The organism is uncultured Salinisphaera sp. (assembly GCF_964012375.1).
Lineage (GTDB): Bacteria > Pseudomonadota > Gammaproteobacteria > Nevskiales > Salinisphaeraceae > Salinisphaera.
In genome coordinates this window covers 1-17,838 of record NZ_CAXGSH010000044.1, presented here as the reverse complement: position 1 = coordinate 17,838, position 17,838 = coordinate 1, and the positions used below count along the sequence as shown (strand labels likewise).

The window sequence follows — 17,838 nt, the reverse complement described above, 5'->3', positions numbered from 1 at the left end:
CTTATCGATCAGCTGTTAGCGGCCTTGTGCCCCAGGCCTTCGGCATCGAGCTTGCGGTAGATATACCACTGCTGGGCGATCGACAGCATGTTGTTGGTGCACCAGTAGAGCACCAGACCGGCCGGGAAGAAGGCGAAGAACACCGCCAGACCCACGGGCATGATCTGCATGATGCGCTGCTGCATCGGATCCATGGTCACGTTCGCGGTCAGCTTTTGCTGCAGGAACATGGTCAGGCCGAAGACCACCGGCAGGATGTAGTACGGATCCGGCGCGGACAGGTCCTGAATCCAGAGCATGAACGGCGCGTGGCGCAGTTCCACCGATTCACGCAGTACCCAGTACAGCGAAATGAACACCGGCATCTGGACGAGCATGGGCCAGCAGCCTGCCAGCGGATTGAAGCCCTCTTTCTTGTAGAGCTCCATCATCTTGGCCTGGAGCTTCTGGCGATCGTCGCCGTACTGCTCCTTGAGCTGCTGCATGCGCGGCGCGAATTTGCGCATGCGGGCCATCGCTCGGTACTGCGTTTCCGACAGCTTGTAGAACACCAGCTTGATCAGGAACGTCAGCAGGATGATCGCCACGCCCCAGTTGCCAACCAGGGCATGCAGGTGCTCCAGCACCCAGAAGATCGGTTTGGCGAGCACGGTCAGCCAGCCGTAGTCGACGGTCAGGCCCAGTCCGGGCGCCACGGCATCGAGCTGGTCTTGCAGCTTGGGGCCGACGAAAAGCGTGGCCTCGAGCGTGCTCTGCGTGCCGGCGGCAATCGACTGCTGGGCACCGATGAAGCCGGTCGCGAACCCGCCCGCGGCATTCGGCACGGCTTTGGGCTGGCCGAAAAAGCGCACCTTTGCATCCGGCGGCGGGATGGCCGCGCCGATGAAATAGTGCTGAATCATGGCCACCCAGCCGCCCTGCTGGGTCAGCTCGAGCGGGTTCTCGCCCAGGTCCTCGTGGCTTTCGGTCTTGTAGCTATAGCTTTCGCCGCCGTCCTTGCGGTTGTACCAGCCCACGCCGAAAAACGCCTGGGCAAAGGGTACGTCCCCGGTAATTTCGTAGGGCGCGCGCCAGAACCGCACGTACTGGGAGACTTTCCAGTCATCGCTGGCGTTGTTGGCTACTTCGTGGCGCAGCCCGATGCGGTAGCTGTCACGGTTGAAGGTATAGACCTTGGTGACTTCGTGGCCGGCGTCGTTGGTCCAGGTCAACGGAACGTCGATGCTGTCCTCGCCGTCGGCCAGCTCGTATTCCTTGCGCTCGGACTGGTAGCGCGAACGATGATCCGGCGCCTTCGCCCCGGCGGCCACGAGCCCGCTCTGGGCGATGAAGAAGTTGGGCGCGCTGTCGTTGATCAGGCGCAGGTTGGTGTCCGGCTGTTCCGAAGACACGGGCACGCCGCGAAGCTCGACCTTGCGCAGATCGCCGCCGCGGGTATCGATGATCACATCGAGCTTGTCTGTGACTACGTGGATCTGGTCTGCCTGGCTGACCACCGGGGCACTGTCGGCACCGCGTTCGTCGGCGCTGGCCTGCGGCCCGCGCTGTTCGGGACCGCCGTCGCTATCGGCGGTGGGCGCGGAATCCAACGCCGGGACGTCATCTTCGTCCGAGGCATAGTCCTGCTGGGCCGTGGTCTGGTTGTTGGCCGACGTCGCGTCCGCCTGGGTAGGCGCATAGTCGTTCTGCCACGCCTGGTACAGGAAAAAGCAGATGACGGCGACAGCGCAGAGCAGTCCGAAGCGAATATTTTCCATGCGCGGCTAATGTCCTTCGGTTAACGGCTATCGCTTGAAGAGCGAGTCTGCGACGACGTGACCATACGGCCTAGTTGAGGCCAGAGCGCTTCTAGCTGCTCGAACAGCGCGGCGTTGCTCATCGTGGACGTGCGGCTGCGAGCGAGTACGACAACATCGACTGCGGCCAAGTCCGGTCGGTGCAACCGAAACGACTCTCGAAGCACCCGTTTAATGCGATTGCGCTCGACGGCGTGCGCGATACGTCGCTTCGCCAGCGCCAGACCCAGCCTCGGCTGGCCGGCAGAACTTGCGGCGGCAATGACCACGAATCCCGGACTGACGAACTTGCGTCCGTTTGCGAACACGGCACGGAATTGTGCCGATTGCCTCAGGCGCGCTGTCGCGGGAAACGCGGCCCGGGGCACGGGCTTTCCTTACGGCGTCAGGCGCTTACGGCCCTTGGCACGACGTGCGGACAGTACGGCGCGACCGTTCTTGGTGGCCATACGGGCACGAAAGCCATGCGTGCGCTTACGGTGCAGGTTGCTCGGCTGATAAGTTCGTTTCATGACGGTCTCGTTCTCGCGCCGCGCAGGACGCACTTCACGGTAAAGAGCGCGGATTCTAGTCGTCTGCCACCCCGCATGCAAGCCTGTAAAATGCTGTGGATAACTTGTGGCCCGTACGCTAGGGTAAGGCGCCAGCGCCGGCCCCCGGCCGCGCTCTTTTCGCTACGGAGTAACGGAATTTTGGCTGACACGCTCTGGCAACGCTGTCTGACGCATATCGAGGCGAGACTGCCCGAAAAGGACATCAACCTCTGGCTGCGACCGCTTGAGGCCGAGTTCACCGATGAAGGCCTGGACCTGATGGCACCCAACGAGGTGGTGCGCGATCAGGTCGAACGGGAGCTACGCACCCCGATCGCCAATGCGCTGAACCACCTGGGCGCCGTACCCAAGCGCATTCGCGTGCTTGTCGGCGGCGGACGCAAGCCCAAGGCAGCGGCCAGCGAAGCGCCGGCACCGGCACCGACTTCGCGCCATAACCTGGATAGTCGGTATACGTTCGAAAGCTTCGTGCAAGGCAAGTCGAACCAGATCGCCCGCGCCGCGGCGGAACAGGCGGCCAACCCCGACAATATCGCCTACAACCCGCTGCTGATTTATGGCGGTGTCGGCCTGGGCAAGACCCATCTCATGCAAAGCGTGGGCAACCGGCTGCTCGACAGCAATCCGCGCGCCAAGGTGGCTTACGTGCGTTCAGAGCATTTCGTCAACGAAATGATCACCGCGATCCGCCACAACCGCATGGATAAGTTCAAGGCCCATTACCGCTCGCTCGATGCCTTGCTGATCGACGATATCCAGTTCTTCGCCAACAAGGATCGCTCCCAGGAAGAGTTCTTTCACACCTTCAATTCCTTGCTGGAATCGAACCAGCGAATCGTGATCACCTGCGACCGCTTTCCAAAGGAAGTCGAAGGTCTGGAAGACCGGCTCAAGTCGCGTTTCTCCTGGGGTCTGTCGGTGGCCGTGGAGCCGCCGGAGCTGGAGACCCGCGTCGCCATCATGCTTTCCAAGGCTGACTACCACGGCATTACCTTGCCGCAGGAAGTCGCGTTCTTCATCGCCAAGCGTGTTCGCTCCAACGTACGCGACCTCGAAGGTGCATTACACCGACTCAAGGCCTCGGCACAGATCACCGGCACGCCCATCACCGTGGACTTCGCCAAACAGGCGCTCCACGACATGCTGGCGGTCTACGACCGGCTGGTCACCCTGGAAAATATTCAACGCACCGTCGCCGAGTATTACAAGATGCGGCTCGCCGACCTGCTGGGCAAAAAACGTACCCGCTCGGTCGCCCGACCTCGCCAGATCGCGATGGCGCTCGCCAAGGAGCTCACCAACCACAGCCTTCCCGAAATCGGACAAGGCTTCGGTGGACGCGATCATACGACCGTCCTGCATGCCTGTCGCAAGGTCAAGGAACTACGCGAGACCGATGCGCGGACCGAGGAGGACTACGCCAACTTGAGCCGAATACTCACAAGCTAGTTGTGGATAAGCTGGTAGTAAACGCCGAGCAAGCGATCGCCGTCGTCGGGTAAGCGAATCGGCGCACACTTTGTCCACATGCAAACAACAATCTTCCAGCCCTGTTTGCTACAGGGTTGCTATGAACGTAAGAAACTGATTTAAATAAGATTTAATCGGTTTTCAACAGAATAGAGCCACCGTAGTTACTACTACTACTAACTTTTTTTAAGCCTTAAAAGACAACAAGGCCGACTGCTTCGGGAGACCGCCATGCAATTCACGGTGCAGCGCAAGGATTTGCTCTCTGCCCTTCAAACCGTCATCGGCGTAGTCGAACGCCGCCAGACAATGCCGATTCTGTCGAACGTGCTCATCAAGGCCGAAAACGACCGAATCGTAATAACGGCAACCGATCTGGAATTGGAGTTGATTACCGACACTCCGGCGGTCATTGGCCAACCGGGTGCTGCAGCAATCCCTGCACGAAAACTGCTGGATATATGTCGCGGACTTCCGGACGACGCGGAAATAACCCTGGAGCACGACGCTCAGCAAACCCGTGTCCAATCCGGCCGCTCACGGTTTACGCTCTCGACGATGGCGGCACAGGACTGGCCCTATCTCGACGAAGTGGAAACCGGGCAGCAGATATCCATTCCCGAACGGTTGCTCAAGGGACTTCTTGATCGCACCCACTTTGCGATGGCCCACCAGGACGTTCGCTATTACCTGAACGGCCTACTGCTTGCACTGCGAACCGAACGGGCTCGCTGTGTCGCAACCGATGGCCATCGCCTGGCGTTGAGCGATACGCCGCTGAATATCGAAATCGACGAACCCATCCAGGCCATCGTGCCGCGTAAGGCGATCACGGAGCTGGTGCGTCTGTTGGATTCCAGCGAAGCAGAGATCAACCTGCAACTGTCGTCCAAGCACTTGCGTCTACAGCTACCGGGCTTGGTGTTCACCACCAAGCTTATCGACGGTCGGTTCCCCGACTATGAGCGCGTAATTCCTGAGCAGGCAGACAAGCAAATGCATGCCGATCGCGACACGATTCGTCAGGCGTTGTCACGCACTGCAATCCTGTCTAACGAAAAGTTCGGCGGGGTTCGGCTTGCACTGAGCGAACATAGCCTTCGCCTCCAAGCTCAGAACGTGGAACGCGAAGAAGCCGAAGACGAAATCCAGGTCACTTACAATCACGACCCCATTGAAATCGGTTTCAACGTCAACTATTTGCTGGAAGCGCTCGGTGCAATGGACAGCGGAGAATTCACGCTGTCCCTTTCCGGGCCCGATAGCAGCGGATTGTTGCAGAGCGTGAACGACCCGGCCACCCGGTATGTCGTTATGCCGATGCGGTTATAGATTCGGCGGGAATGTATCTAACCCGTCTACGGCTTCACGATTTTCGTTGTTTCTCGACGGCGAATATCGAACCCAATCCGTCGATTAACGTCATTACCGGCGACAACGCCTCGGGCAAGACAACCTTGCTCGAGGCGATCTATTTTCTAGGGCGAGGCCAGTCGTTCCGGCAATCCGGGCCTCGGCCTGCGATACGCGCAGGCACAAACGCCTTTACCGTCACCGGCGATATCGCGGTGCCCGACGGGCGGTCGCATCGTGTTGGCGTCAGTCGAGACAAGCGCGGTATTCGTTATCGCCGAGATGGCGACAATGAAACCAATCGAATAGATCTGATCAACACGCTGCCCTTGCAGATGGTCGATCCGAACGTGCATCGGCTGCTCGAACAGGGCCCGCGCTATCGCCGTCATTTTCTCGACTGGGGCGTGTTCCACGTGGAACACGCATTCTTCCCTGCGTGGAGACGTTTCAGGCGTGCTCTAAAACAACGAAACAGAGCGCTCAAATCGCGTATGCCCAAGGCCGACATCGTCGTTTGGGACGCAGAGCTCGTCCGAGCGGCCGAAGTTGTCGATGCCTCCCGCCGGGCCTACATAGACCATTTGCATGCGAACCTGCCGGGCCAGGCAGCGAAACTGCTCGGCGACGAGCCTGTAGTCCTTGAATACGACTGTGGGTGGCGTGGAGACGACGGCTATGGTGCAGCGCTCGCCGCATCGCTGGATCAGGATACACGTGCGGGTTTTACCCAGCAGGGACCGCACCGCGCGGATCTTCGTATATCGATCGCCACTGCCGCGGCGCGTGACTGGGTATCGAGAGGGCAACAGAAAATTCTGACGACCGCTATGCTTCTTACCCAGGCGCAGCTGTTGTACGCCCGACGCCACGTACGCCCCGTACTGCTTATCGATGATATGGCAGCCGAGTTGGGCGCACGCTACCGCCAGGTTCTGGCGGAAGAAATTGCGGCCCTTGGCGGCCAGTGTTTTCTGACTTTCCTCGAACCTGACGTGGTGCCGGACGTCCTGAAAGGCGGCAGCATGTTCCACGTGGAACACGGTGCTGTCCGCACGGGCTGACTCCCCAGGGCATGCTAGAATCTATGGGTTGACTCGCACTTATACAGCCCTAAACGCGGTGACCCATGGCGGAATCGAACGGCGATTACAATTCCAGTAGCATCAAGGTTCTTAAAGGCCTGGAGGCGGTTCGAAAACGTCCAGGCATGTATATCGGCGACACCGATGATGGCACCGGCCTGCATCATATGGTTTTCGAGGTCGTGGATAATGCGATCGACGAAGCACTCGCCGGCTACTGTAACGAGATCCAGGTCATTATTCACCGCGATCAGAGTATTACGGTCAGTGACGATGGTCGCGGCATTCCGGTCGACATGCACGAAGGCGAGGGCAAGCCTGCCGCAGAAGTGATTATGACCGTACTGCATGCCGGCGGTAAGTTCGATGCGAACTCCTACAAGGTGTCCGGTGGCCTGCATGGCGTAGGTGTGTCGGTGGTCAACGCACTATCCGACCGCCTCGAACTGGATATTCATCGCGATGGGAAGCGCTACCGCCAGAGCTATTCAATGGGCGAGCCGCTCGACGAGTTGACCGCGGTCGAGGATACGCAACGCACCGGCACGTCGATCCATTTCCACCCCAGCGGCGACGTGTTCGCCAACATCGCCTATAGCTACGATATTCTCGCCAAGCGTCTGCGCGAACTGTCGTTCCTGAACTCCGGGGTTCGGATCCGGCTGCGCGAAGAAGCCAGCGAACGTGACGTGGTGTTTGAGTACGAGGGCGGGATTCGCGCTTTCGTCGAAAATCTCAACGAAAACAAGACACAGCTGCATGAAACGGTGTGCTACTTCACCGCCGAACGCGACGATATCGTCGTGGAAGTGGCGATGCAGTGGAACGACTCTTATCAGGAAAGCGTGTTCTGCTACACCAACAATATCCCGCAGCGTGACGGTGGCACCCATCTGGCGGGTTTTCGCGGCGCACTCACGCGCACGCTAAACGGCTATATCGAATCGGAAGGCCTGGCCAAGAAGGAAAAGGTGGCCCCCGCGGGTGACGACGCCCGTGAAGGCCTGACTGCGGTGGTATCGGTCAAGGTGCCCGATCCCAAGTTTTCCTCACAGACCAAGGAAAAGCTCGTCTCGTCGGAAGTGCGTGCGGTGGTCGAGTCCACGGTCAACGAACATCTGAACGATTTCCTGTTGGAGAACCCGCGCGAAGCGAAGGTCATTGCCGGCAAGGTTATCGAAGCCGCCCGCGCCCGGGATGCGGCACGCCGTGCCCGCGATATGACGCGGCGCAAGGGGGCGCTGGATATCGCCGGTCTGCCTGGCAAACTCGCCGATTGCCAGGAAAAGGATCCGTCGCAGTCGGAACTGTTCCTCGTGGAGGGTGACTCGGCCGGCGGTTCCGCGAAACAGGGTCGCGACCGCCACAATCAGGCGATTCTCCCGCTCAAGGGCAAGATTCTGAACGTGGAGAAGGCGCGGTTCGACAAGATGCTGTCTTCGGTCGAAGTCGGCACGCTTATCACCGCCCTGGGCTGTGGCATCGGCCGTGACGAGTTTGATCCGGCGAAGCTGCGTTATCACCGCATCATCATCATGACCGACGCCGACGTGGACGGCTCGCATATCCGTACCCTGCTGCTGACTTTCTTCTATCGTCAGATGTTCGAGCTGATCGAGGCGGGTTACGTATATATCGCACAGCCGCCGCTCTATAAGGTGAAAAGCGGTAAGCAGGAGTATTACGTCAAGGATGACAAGGAACTTGGCAACTACCTGCTGCGCCTGGCCTTGAGCAAGGCCGAGCTGCGCGTCGAGGCAGACACGCCGGCGATCTCCAGCGATGCGCTGGCCAGCCTCTCGCACCGTTATATGGGCCTGCTCGGCGATATCGATCGCCTGACGCGGCGCTTCGACCCGGCGACGCTCATGGAAATGACCTATCTGCCGAAGGTAACGCCAGAGACGTTCTCGGACGCCCAGGGGATGCAGGACTGGGCCGACCAGCTACAGGCGCGCCTCGACGCCCGCAATGAGGCCCGCCATCGCTACGAAGTGCAGGTCAAGCCGGCCGACGAGCAACGGCCGCTGCACTTGCAGGTGACCCGATACAGTCACGGCATTCCGCATACCTTCGTGTGGCACGAAGACTTCTTCACCGGCGAGGAATACCAGCGCATGTCCACGCTCGGCAACGAGCTCATGGAGCTGATGGGCGAAGGCGCCCAGGTCAGCCGCGGCGAGCGCGCCGAACCGGTGGATACCTTCGAACAGGCCTACGAGTGGCTGCTGGGCGAGGCCAAACGCGGCCTGCACGTACAGCGGTACAAGGGCCTGGGTGAGATGAATCCGGACCAGCTCTGGGAAACCACCATGGACCCGAATACGCGCCGGCTCATGCAGGTTAAGATCGACGACGCCGTGGGCGCGGATCAGATATTCACCACGCTCATGGGAGACCACGTGGAGCCGCGCCGTGAATTCATCGAGCGTAACGCGCTGATGGTGTCGAACCTCGACGTTTAGTCGGGTTCGACCCTGGCCGGCGTAGTAAACGCCGGCGATGCGCGACAAGGCGGCTTTCTAGCCGCCTTTTTTATGGGTACGGGATTTATCGCGGGCGATCAGACTACCGGCAGCCTCAGCGAGATCGTCGTACACGTCGACGCCGGCCAACTCGACCGCGTCCTCGGCGACGGCCTTGCCGCTACGTACGAGAACGGGCGTCGCGCCGGCAGCTTGTGCGGCCCGTATATCCGAGAGGCTGTCGCCGATGAAGGGCGTACCGGCCAGCGCGCGCCCGAAGCGCTTGGCAATATCGTCGAGCAGCCCGGTGTCCGGCTTGCGGCAGCGGCAACCGTCGTCCGGGCCGTGGGGGCAGAAGAAAATGCCGTCGACGTGGGTGCCGATATCCGCCAGCATGCGGGTCATCTTGTCGTGGATGGCAAACAGCGTGTCGTAATCAAACAGCCCCCGCGCAAGGCCGGACTGATTGCTGGCGACGACGACACGATAGCCCGCGTTCTTGAGCTTGAGTATCGCCTCCAGGCTGCCGGGGAGCGGGCGCCATTCAGCCGGCGACTTGATGTAGTCGTCGCTGTCTTCGTTTATGACGCCGTCCCGGTCCAGGATGATGAGCTTCATGATGCATCGCCCGACAAATGTCTGCCGACCAGTCTAATCGCTCTGCTCGAGCGAGAGACAGGAGATATCGGCGACCTCACGGCAGAGCTCGTCGAGCAGGCTGAGCAGGGCCAGTCGATTCTGTCTGAGCGACGGGTCGTCAGCCATGACCATGACCTGATCGAAGAAGCCGTCCAACGGCGCTGCGAGCGCCGCCAGTGCGGTCAACGCCTCGGTCGGGTTTTTCGAATCCATTGCCTCGACGACCACGTCGCGCTGAGCAGCGTAGGCGGTTCCGAGATCGCGTTCCGCTGGTTCGATGAGCGCGGCGGTATCGAAGGCCCGGCCTTCCACCTCATCGGCGTTGCGCCGCAGGATATTGCGAATGCGTTTGTGGGCGCCGCACACCGTCTGGGCGCTGCTCTCGCGGCCGAACGTATCCAGCGCTCGGATACGGCGGTCGAAATCGACCAGATCGGTGATCCCCAGATTGGCGACCGCCTCGAAGCGATCCGGGCCAATGCCCTGATCTGCGTAGTAGCCCCGCAGACGTTCCATGTGGAACATCCACAGCGAATCCAGGGTATCGGGTTCAGCATTCACCGGTTGGTTGGCCAGTGCGGCTGACAGCTCCGCGCGCAGGTCGAGCACGATGCCCGCCTCGATGACGGTTCGCAGAACACCCAGGGCTGCACGACGAAGCCCGAAGGGATCCTTGTCGCCGCTCGGCCGACGCCCGATGGCGAATATCCCGCTGAGGGTATCCAGCCGGTCGGCAAGTGCCAGCGCGCGCCCTGCCGGCGTGCCAGCGATGTCGGCGCCGGCACGCGCTGGCGCATACTGTTCGGCGATTGCCCGCGCCACCTCGGTGGGCTCACCGTCGGCCTCGGCGTAGTAAAAGCCCATGAGGCCTTGCAGGTCCGGGAATTCGCCGACCATTTCGGTCAACAAGTCGGCCTTGGCCAGCGCGGCCGCACGCTTGACGGCAGATGCCGAGGCGCCGGTCGGCTCGACCAGGCGTTCGCCCGCCTTGGTGATACGTGCACTCTTGTCGGCCAGCGAGCCCAGCGATTGCTGGAAGGTCACGCGGGCAAGTCCGTCGATATGGTGCGCCAGGCCCTGGCGGCGATCCTGATCCCAGAAGAACAGCGCGTCGGACAGACGCGGGCGCACGACCCTCTCGTTGCCGGCGATCACCTGAGCGACGTCGCGGCTTTCGATATTGGCGACGGTAATGAAACCGGCCAAAAGCTCGCCGGCCTCGTTCTCGATCGGGAAATAACGCTGGTGCTCCTGCAGCGTCGAGATGAGCACCTCGCGCGGCAACACCAGGAAGCGCTCGTCGAAGCGCCCGGCAATGCCCACCGGCCATTCCACGAGCGCGGTGACCTCTTCCACCAGACCATCGTCGATCAGGGCCTGGCCGCCAAAATCCTTAGCCGCGCGTTCGACCTGTTCGACGATGCGGCGCTGGCGTCGGTCGGGGTCGACCACTACCCAGGCCTCATTCAGAGCTTCGGCATAGTCTTCGGCACGCGCGAGCTCGATTGCCTGCGGGTGATGGAATCTATGGCCGAAGGTCTGGCGGTCCGCGCTCTGTTCGAAAACGCTAAGCGGCACGATCTCACTGCCGTGCAGGGCAACGACCCAGTGCACCGGGCGCACGAACGCGGCTTCACTATCGCCCCAGCGCATCAGCTTGGGAATGGGCAGGCGCTTGATTGCCTGATCGACCGCCGGCTGTACCAGCGTTGCGATCGGCTTGCCCGGCTCGGTCGCGCGATAGACTAGGCGTTCGCCCTTGTCGCTGTCTTCGTGTTCGAGTGCGTCCACGGTCGTGCCCAGCGAGCGCGCAAAGCCTTCGGCGGCCTTGGTGGGCTGGCCGGCCGCGTCATAGGCGATGGCAAGCGTCGGCCCGGCTTTTTCCACCGCGACCGGATCGGTCGCCGCGGCGACCTCCGCGATCGCCACGGCCAGCCGGCGCGGGGTGGCGTAGCGGGTCGTGGCGCCCAGTGCGAGCCCTGCTTCGGACAGCGCGCTCGTCACACCCTCGGCAAAGGCATCGGCAAGCGTGCGCATGGCCTTGGGGGGCAGTTCTTCCACCCCGATTTCGATGAGTAGCGTAGCGGCGGTCATGCGGCCTCGTCGTCGTTCTTGAGCATCGGAAAGCCAAGCGCCTCACGCGAGGCGTAGTAGGCCTGGGCACAGGCGCGCGCTAGGGTACGCACGCGCAGGATATAGCCCTGGCGTTCGGTTACCGAGATCGCGTGGCGGGCATCCAGCAGGTTGAAGGTATGGGAACACTCCAGCATGCGTTCGTAGGCGGGCAGCGCCAGCTCGGCTTCGACCAGACGCTGGCATTCGGCTTCCAGCGCATCGAAGTGGGTGAACAGCGCAGCCACGTCGGCGTATTCGAAGTTGTAGCGTGATTGCTCGACTTCGTTCTGGTGAAACACGTCGCCGTAGTAAAGCGTGCCCGCACTCGATTCGGACCAGACCAGATCGTAGACGCTCTCCACGTTCTGGATGTACATGGCGATACGCTCCAGCCCGTAAGTAATCTCGCCGGACACCGGACGGCAATCCAGGCCGCCGGCCTGCTGGAAATACGTGAACTGGGTGATTTCCATGCCGTTGAGCCAGATCTCCCAGCCCAGCCCCCAGGCGCCGAGCGTGGGCGACTCCCAGTTATCCTCGACGAACCGCACGTCGTGAATCGACATATCCAGACCGAGCGCTTCCAGAGACTGCAGATACAGCGACTGAATATTCTTTGGCGAGGGCTTGAGCAGTACCTGGAACTGATAGTAGTGCTGCAACCGGTTCGGGTTGTCGCCATAGCGGCCGTCGGTGGGTCGACGCGAAGGTTGCACGTAGGCCGATCGCCACGGCTCGGGGCCGATCGCGCGCAAGAACGTCGCCGGATGAAACGTACCGGCACCGACGGGCATATCCAAGGGCTGCACGATGGCACACCCCTGCTCGGCCCAAAACTGCTGAAGCCGGAAAATGAGCTGTTGGAAATCCATGCAAACTGTCCTGTGTTCGAGCGCGGAGTATAACGAAACAGGCCTCTTTCATGGTCTAGCCGACCCTGCGCCAAAATGGTGCCGAAAAGCCTCTAAGCACTATTTAAGTGCGGTGCTGGCTCTTTGGTGGTGCGATACGGCGCTGCTTGACCCGAAAAAAGGCAAAGATGACGTGGCACGGATTCTGCCTTTATAGTGGCTATCCTCGTTGCTCTGCACCAGACAGTTCGAACGGGTTCTACATACAAGGAGTCATCAATGGCGAGTAGCGAAGCGCTCAAGCTGATCAAGGAAACCGAGGCGAAGTTCGTCGACTTCCGCTTCTGCGATACGCGCGGCAAGGAACAACACGTGACGATGCCTGCGCATATCGTCGACGAAGAGTTCATGGAAGAAGGCAAGATGTTCGACGGCTCGTCGATCGACGGCTGGAAAGGCATCAACGAGTCGGACATGGTGCTCATGCCCGACGACAGCACGGCGGTGCTGGACCCGTTCTTCGAAGAACCCACGGTCATCATCCGCTGCGACGTACTCGAACCCAACACCATGATGGGCTACGAGCGCGACCCGCGTACCGTCGCCAAGCGTGCCGAAGCCTATCTGGCCTCGACCGGCATCGCCGACACCGCCTATTTCGGTCCGGAAGCCGAGTTCTTCGTGTTCGATTCGGTGACCTGGCAGAACGAAATGAAGGGCGCCGGATTCGCGATCGACTCCGAAGAAGGCTACTGGAACAGCGCCAAGCAGTATCCGGAAGGCAACATGGGCCATCGTCCGGGTATCAAGGGCGGCTACTTCCCGGTGCCGCCGGTCGATTCCCATCAGGACATGCGTTCGGCCATGTGTCTGGCCATGGAAGAAATGGGCCTGACCGTCGAAGTGCATCACCACGAAGTGGGCACCGCGGGCCAGGGCGAGATCGGCATGCTGTTCAACACGCTGGTCAAGAAGGCCGACGAAACGCTGATCTACAAGTACTGCGTGCACAACGTCGCCCACAGCTTCGGCCGCACGGCGACGTTCATGCCCAAGCCCCTGGTTGGCGACAACGGCTCCGGTATGCACGTGCATCAGTCGCTGTCCAAGGACGGCAAGAACATCTTCTCCGGTGAAGAGTACGGCGGCCTGTCCGAAGAGGCGCTGTTCTATATCGGCGGCATCATCAAGCATGCCAAGGCCATCAACGCCTTTGCCAATGCCTCCACGAACAGCTACAAGCGTCTGGTCAAGGGCTTCGAGGCGCCGGTGCTACTGGCCTACTCGGCGCGCAACCGTTCCGCTTCGATCCGTATTCCGTGGGTCTCCAGCCCGAAGGCACGTCGTATCGAGGTGCGTTTCCCCGATCCGACCGCCAACCCCTATCTCGCCTTTGCGGTGATGATGATGGCGGGCCTCGACGGCATCCAGAACAAGATCCATCCGGGCGAAGCCATGGACAAGGATCTCTACGATCTGCCGCCGGAAGAGGAAAAAGCGATTCCGACCGTGGCCCAGTCGCTGGAAGAAGCGCTCAAGGCCCTCGACGAAGACCGCGAATTCCTCAAGAAGGGTGACGTGTTCACCGACGATCTGATCGACGGCTATATCGAACTCAAGATGGAAGAAGTGCTGCGCATGAAGATGAGCACGCACCCGGCCGAGTTCGACATGTACTACTCCTGCTAAGGCAGGACCCCCGCTTCAGGGGAGGCCGTGGCATGTGCGTTTGATCGCACGGCGCCGCTGGCCGGCAGGGCGCGTCCTTTTATCGGGCGCGCCCTTTTTTATGTCTGCGCTTCGCGCTAGATTGAGGTCATGAAAACCTCCATCGCGCTGTTGCTTCTCGCCCTGGCCGCCGCCGGCACGGCCCACGCCGATATCTATACCTGGGTGGATGCCCAGGGTGTACGCCATTACAGCGACAGCGCCACGAGCCAGGGCGCCAAGCGGGCCAACCTGCCGGGGCTGCAAACGGTGGACGGCAACCCCGATGCCCTGCAGGAGCTTCAGGCCGCCTCGGACCGCGCCCGTTCGCGAAAGACCAATGCCGAATCGCGCATGCCAACGCTCGTGAGTCCCGAGCCCGAGCAGACCTTCCGCGATGCCCGTGGCATCGTACCGGTATCGGTCGAAATCAGCGGTTCGCCCGAACTGCGCGACGGCGAGCAGATCACCTACTACCTCGACGGCAGTCCGATCCCGCAATCGCCGACCGACGACACCCAGCTGTCGCTGGGCAACGTGCCACGTGGAACCCATACGCTCAGCGCTGCCCTGCTGTATCAGGGCACCGAACTGCGACGTACCGAACCCGTCACCTTCTACATGAAGCCGCCGTCGGCCATCTCGCCGTTGAACAGCAACCCGAACGCGAGCGGCGACGGCAATGGGAGTGATTCGCCCGGTACAACGACGGCCGCGCCTGCCGCGGGCAACGTGGGCGGTGCCCCCAGCACGCCACGATTGAATACCGGCGGCGGCATGGCGGCGCCGCCAAGCTAGGTCCTGGTAACGCCAACGAAATCGCCGCGCCGCGGCCCAGTTTGGGCAAGATCGTGCGCGGTTAGCGTGGTGTCGCTTGGACATGAGCGAGCTGCAATGCGAGATCGCAAATAAATGGCCCGCGTCCTGACGGGTTGCCTGCGAAAATCCGCCATGTGGCGTTGCCCGTCGTTCATCGGGCGCACCAAACATCTCGCCTCGCGCCTTGCCTGGCGAATTTCTGGACGGCAACGCGGCAATCGACGTTAGCGTCGACAGGCTCTACGCCGGTGACCCGCCGCGCCTTGCCGCGCCCGCAGACTGGTTCGCGATCCGCTCGACCCTGGATTAAGCCGAGCGGTCAGAGTTATTGATCCTGTTGTCACAGGGGCACGCCGAGGCGCATAGCACTATGATGGTGCAATAGCGTTGTCGTGGTCCTATTACGCGGGACGTCGGCACTGGCCCAAGTCTTGCTTTCAGCTGCCTCATGAGCTCACGCGACAGTATCGGTGTTCGTCCCGACACCATCCTCGATAACCTCAAGACCGCCGTGGTCTGTCTGGATGCCAGACTGCGGGTGACCTATTTGAATACCGCCAGTGAAATGCTGTTCGGTGTATCGGCGCGTCACTGCGGCAGCGAGCCGTTCGATCGGGCGTTGCCCTATCTGGCCGATCATCGCGAGAAGCTCGAATCGGCGCTTTACAAGGGCGCAGCCTTTACCGAACGCGAACTGTATCTGCGCGCCGGTGGCGGTGATCCGCTCACCGTGGACTGCACGGTTACGCCGTTCACCGACCGTAACGGCGCCTCGGCGCTGCTGCTGGAGTTTCTTTCGCTCGATCGCCAGCTGCGCATATCGCGCGACGATCAGATGCGGGTTCAGAATCTGGCCAATCGGGAGATGATTCGCGGCCTGGCCCACGAGATCAAGAACCCGCTCGGCGGGCTGCGCGGTGCCGCCCAGCTGCTCGAACGCGAGATCGACGACGACGGGCTCAAGGAGTTCACTACCGTCATCATTCGCGAAGCCGACCGGTTGCAGAACCTGGTGGATGGGCTGCTCGGGCCCAGACGCCCGCCCAACAAGCAGCCGCTCAATATTCATGAGCCGCTCGAACACGTGCGGGCGCTGATCAGCTCCGATCTGCCCGCCAACGTGGAGCTCAAGCGCGATTTCGACCCCAGCATTCCGGAAATCAGGGCCGATCGAGAGCAGCTTATTCAGACGCTTTTCAATCTGGTGGGCAATGCCGTGACCGCGCTCGACGGCAGCGGCGAAATCCTGTTGCGTACCCGAACGCAGCGCCTGTTCACGATTGGCGGTACCCAGCACCGGCTGGTGGCTCGCGTGGACGTGATCGACAACGGGCCCGGCATTCCTCGCGAGCTGCTGCCGCGCATTTTCCATCCCATGGTCAGTTCGCGCGCCGAGGGTACCGGCATGGGCCTGCCGATTGCCCAGTACCTCATTCATCTGCACCACGGGTTGATCGAGTGCGAAAGCCGCCCGGGGCAGACCATTTTCAGCGTCATCCTGCCCCTCGAGGCCGGCGATGATTAGCCAGAACAAGGTGAGTTGGCGATGAGCAAAGGCAATACAGGCACGCTCTCGGCGTGGGTGGTGGACGATGACGAATCCATTCGCTGGGTGCTCGAACGGGCGCTCAAGAGCGCCGATATCGACGTGGTCACCTTCCCCGGCGGCGCCGAACTGCTCGACGCGCTCGAAGAGCAGACACCGGACGTATTGCTGACCGATATCCGTATGCCCGGCATTTCCGGGCTGGATCTGCTCGAGCGCGTGCATGCGCGCAAGCCGGAACTGCCGATCATCATCATGACCGCGCATTCCGATCTGGACAGCGCGGTCTCGGCTTATCGGGGGGGCGCCTTCGAGTATCTGCCCAAACCCTTCGACCTCGACGAAGCCGTGGAGCTCGTGACCCGCGCCGCCCGCCTGGCACGCGAAGACCTGCCGGAAGGAGAAGCCGCTAGACCGCAGGCATCGATCATCATCGGTGAAGCGCCGGCGATGCAGGAAGTGTTTCGTGCCATCGGGCGATTATCGGCCTCCAATATCACGGTGCTGATTACCGGCGAGTCCGGCACCGGTAAGGAACTGGTGGCCCATGCGCTGCACGAGCACAGTCCGCGGGCGAGCCGCCCGTTCATTGCCGTGAATACGGCCGCCATCCCCAAGGATCTGATGGAGTCGGAGTTCTTCGGCCACGAAAAAGGCGCGTTCACCGGCGCCGCCGCACAGCGGCGCGGGCGCTTCGAACAGGCCCATGGCGGCACCCTGTTTCTCGACGAAATCGGCGATATGCCGGCGGATCTGCAGACCCGGCTGCTACGCGTTCTTCAGAACGGCCAGTTCTACCGGGTCGGCGGGCACACGCCGGTATCGGTAGACGTGCGTATTATCGCCGCGACCAATCAGGAGCTGGAAAAAGAGGTTCGCAAGGGCCGTTTTCGCGAGGATCTGTTCCATCGGCTGAACGTCATCCGCCTGCGCGTGCCGCCGCTGCGCGAACGCCGTGAGGATATCCCCTTGCTGCTCGAGTTCTTTCTCGGCCGGGCCGCGCGCGAGCTCGATATGGAGCTCAAGAGCCTGAGCAAGCAGGCCAGCCAGTTTCTCAGCGCTCTGGATTGGGCGGGCAATGTCCGTCAGCTCGAAAACCTGTGTCGCTGGCTGACCGTCATGGCCCCGGGCCGCGAGGTGGTACTTGAGGATCTACCGCAGGAATTGCGGGATGGCAGCGCCATGCCGGCCGCCAATGCGGCCACACCGGTCGCGCACGAAAAGCCCGCCGACGCGCAACAGCCAGCGCCGTCTGCGCCGGTGTCGGAAAACGGCGGCGGCTACGTGCAGGCAGGCGAGCAACGCTGGGACGATCAGCTCGCGCACTGGGCCGAGCAACGACTGTCCGAAGGCGCAGACCACCTGCTCGACGAGGCGATCCCGAGCCTGGAACGGGTGATGATCCGCGCCGCCCTGGCGCGTACCGACGGCCACCGTC

At 61.6% G+C, this 17,838-nt stretch carries 13 protein-coding genes; 8 read left to right on the top strand and 5 right to left on the bottom strand.

Going from position 1 to position 17,838, the window contains the following annotated elements:
• Positions 1-8 precede the first annotated feature (8 nt).
• Entirely contained in the window at positions 9-1,757 is a 1,749-nt protein-coding gene (gene yidC, locus ABNU97_RS09420) for a membrane protein insertase YidC (protein ID WP_348766479.1), read from the bottom strand.
• Positions 1,758-2,173: 416 nt separating this feature from the next.
• Positions 2,174-2,308, bottom strand: coding sequence for a 50S ribosomal protein L34 (rpmH, locus tag ABNU97_RS09415; RefSeq protein ID WP_006914433.1), 135 nt, complete (start codon positions 2,306-2,308; stop codon positions 2,174-2,176).
• Positions 2,309-2,485: 177 nt separating this feature from the next.
• Between rpmH and dnaA the strand changes: the two genes are divergently transcribed.
• The 4 genes from dnaA to gyrB all read left to right on the top strand — a co-directional run bounded on the left by dnaA (position 2,486) and on the right by gyrB (position 8,723).
• Entirely contained in the window at positions 2,486-3,799 is a 1,314-nt protein-coding gene (dnaA, locus tag ABNU97_RS09410; RefSeq protein ID WP_348766489.1) for a chromosomal replication initiator protein DnaA, read from the top strand.
• A gap of 252 nt (positions 3,800-4,051) precedes the next feature.
• Positions 4,052-5,152 (top strand): DNA polymerase III subunit beta, encoded by a 1,101-nt coding sequence (dnaN, locus tag ABNU97_RS09405; protein WP_348766478.1) that lies wholly within the window; start codon positions 4,052-4,054, stop codon positions 5,150-5,152.
• A gap of 11 nt (positions 5,153-5,163) precedes the next feature.
• Positions 5,164-6,237: a DNA replication/repair protein RecF gene (recF, locus tag ABNU97_RS09400; RefSeq protein WP_348766477.1), complete on the top strand. Its 1,074-nt coding sequence runs from the start codon at positions 5,164-5,166 to the stop codon at positions 6,235-6,237.
• 65 nt (positions 6,238-6,302) lie between these two features.
• Positions 6,303-8,723, top strand: coding sequence for a DNA topoisomerase (ATP-hydrolyzing) subunit B (gene gyrB / locus ABNU97_RS09395; protein WP_348766476.1), 2,421 nt, complete (start codon positions 6,303-6,305; stop codon positions 8,721-8,723).
• Between the two features lie 57 nt (positions 8,724-8,780).
• Here gyrB and gmhB read toward each other — a convergent pair whose 3' ends face one another.
• Genes gmhB through glyQ form a run of 3 tightly spaced genes read right to left on the bottom strand, consistent with a single transcriptional unit; the run spans position 8,781 to position 12,349 of the window.
• Positions 8,781-9,341 (bottom strand): D-glycero-beta-D-manno-heptose 1,7-bisphosphate 7-phosphatase, encoded by a 561-nt coding sequence (gene gmhB, locus ABNU97_RS09390; RefSeq protein ID WP_348766475.1) that lies wholly within the window; start codon positions 9,339-9,341, stop codon positions 8,781-8,783.
• 33 nt (positions 9,342-9,374) lie between these two features.
• Positions 9,375-11,456: a glycine--tRNA ligase subunit beta gene (gene glyS, locus ABNU97_RS09385; RefSeq protein WP_348766474.1), complete on the bottom strand. Its 2,082-nt coding sequence runs from the start codon at positions 11,454-11,456 to the stop codon at positions 9,375-9,377.
• On the bottom strand, positions 11,453-12,349 hold the full coding sequence (gene glyQ / locus ABNU97_RS09380) for a glycine--tRNA ligase subunit alpha (RefSeq protein ID WP_348766473.1): 897 nt from the start codon (positions 12,347-12,349) through the stop codon (positions 11,453-11,455). Before glyQ ends, glyS begins: the two co-directional genes overlap by 4 nt.
• Positions 12,350-12,607: 258 nt before the next feature.
• Here glyQ and glnA point away from each other — a divergent pair, with 258 nt between their 5' ends.
• The 4 genes from glnA to ntrC form a co-directional block, all read left to right on the top strand.
• A complete protein-coding gene (glnA, locus tag ABNU97_RS09375) occupies positions 12,608-14,017 on the top strand; it encodes a glutamate--ammonia ligase (RefSeq protein WP_348766472.1) in 1,410 nt (469 codons plus the stop codon).
• Positions 14,018-14,146: 129 nt separating this feature from the next.
• Positions 14,147-14,833: a DUF4124 domain-containing protein gene (locus tag ABNU97_RS09370; RefSeq protein ID WP_348766471.1), complete on the top strand. Its 687-nt coding sequence runs from the start codon at positions 14,147-14,149 to the stop codon at positions 14,831-14,833.
• Between the two features lie 469 nt (positions 14,834-15,302).
• Positions 15,303-16,379 (top strand): nitrogen regulation protein NR(II), encoded by a 1,077-nt coding sequence (glnL, locus tag ABNU97_RS09365; protein ID WP_348766470.1) that lies wholly within the window; start codon positions 15,303-15,305, stop codon positions 16,377-16,379.
• 21 nt (positions 16,380-16,400) lie between these two features.
• Positions 16,401-17,838, top strand: a 1,438-nt coding sequence (ntrC, locus tag ABNU97_RS09360; RefSeq protein ID WP_348766469.1) for a nitrogen regulation protein NR(I), incomplete at its 3' end; no start/stop codon positions are given.

Excerpts from the sequence above, each read along its gene's own strand:
- yidC (WP_348766479.1), bottom strand. The coding sequence starts at position 1,757 with ATGGAAAATATTCGCTTCGGACTGCTCTGCGCTGTCGCCGTCATCTGC.
- rpmH (WP_006914433.1), bottom strand. The coding sequence starts at position 2,308 with ATGAAACGAACTTATCAGCCGAGCAACCTGCACCGTAAGCGCACGCAT.
- dnaN (WP_348766478.1), top strand. The coding sequence starts at position 4,052 with ATGCAATTCACGGTGCAGCGCAAGGATTTGCTCTCTGCCCTTCAAACC.
- recF (WP_348766477.1), top strand. The coding sequence starts at position 5,164 with ATGTATCTAACCCGTCTACGGCTTCACGATTTTCGTTGTTTCTCGACG.
- gyrB (WP_348766476.1), top strand. The coding sequence starts at position 6,303 with ATGGCGGAATCGAACGGCGATTACAATTCCAGTAGCATCAAGGTTCTT.
- gmhB (WP_348766475.1), bottom strand. The coding sequence starts at position 9,341 with ATGAAGCTCATCATCCTGGACCGGGACGGCGTCATAAACGAAGACAGC.
- glyS (WP_348766474.1), bottom strand. The coding sequence starts at position 11,456 with ATGACCGCCGCTACGCTACTCATCGAAATCGGGGTGGAAGAACTGCCC.
- glyQ (WP_348766473.1), bottom strand. The coding sequence starts at position 12,349 with ATGGATTTCCAACAGCTCATTTTCCGGCTTCAGCAGTTTTGGGCCGAG.
- glnA (WP_348766472.1), top strand. The coding sequence starts at position 12,608 with ATGGCGAGTAGCGAAGCGCTCAAGCTGATCAAGGAAACCGAGGCGAAG.
- ABNU97_RS09370 (WP_348766471.1), top strand. The coding sequence starts at position 14,147 with ATGAAAACCTCCATCGCGCTGTTGCTTCTCGCCCTGGCCGCCGCCGGC.
- glnL (WP_348766470.1), top strand. The coding sequence starts at position 15,303 with ATGAGCTCACGCGACAGTATCGGTGTTCGTCCCGACACCATCCTCGAT.